Genomic DNA, 610 nt, shown 5'->3' on the forward strand with positions numbered 1-610 from the left:
ACAGCTCGCGGACTGGGTGGAAGCTCAGCCGGAGCTGAACCCGGCCGACGCGGCCTGGACGCTGGCGACCGGCCGCGCGCTGCTGGAGCAGCGTGCCGTGGTGGTGGGCGCCGACCGGGCCGAGCTGGTGACGGGCCTGCGCGCCCTGGCCGACGGTACGACGCCACCGGAAACGGCTGACGGCAGGCTGGCGATGCTGTTCACCGGCCAGGGCAGCCAGCGGGTGGGCATGGGCCGTGAGCTGGCCGCCGCCTTCCCGGTGTTCGCGGACGCACTGGACGAGATCTGCGCGCTGCTGCCCGGCTCGGTGCGTGAGGCGATGTTCTCCGGTCCGGAGGAGGCACTGGCCGAGACGGGAATGACCCAACCGGCCCTGTTCGCCTTCGAGGTCGCTCTGTACCGGCTCCTCACCTCGCTGGGTGTCACTCCGGACGTTCTGGTGGGTCATTCGGTGGGGGAGATCGCGGCTGCTCATGTGGCCGGGGTGCTCTCGTTGCCTGATGCGTGTGCTCTGGTTACGGCGCGTGCCCGGTTGATGCAGGGGCTTCCGCAGGGTGGGGCGATGCTGGCCATCGCCGCCCCCGAGGCGGACGTGCTCCCGCTGCTGGAG

The 610-nt window shown here is 71.6% G+C and carries 1 protein-coding gene; it reads left to right on the top strand.

The window, feature by feature from the left end; genetic code table 11:
• On the top strand, positions 1–610 hold a 610-nt coding region (locus tag ACSC1Q_RS43040; protein ID WP_436764520.1), incomplete at both ends, for an acyltransferase domain-containing protein.

The sequence above is a fragment of the Streptosporangium heterodermiicola genome, from assembly GCF_051390675.1.
Lineage (GTDB): Bacteria > Actinomycetota > Actinomycetes > Streptosporangiales > Streptosporangiaceae > Streptosporangium.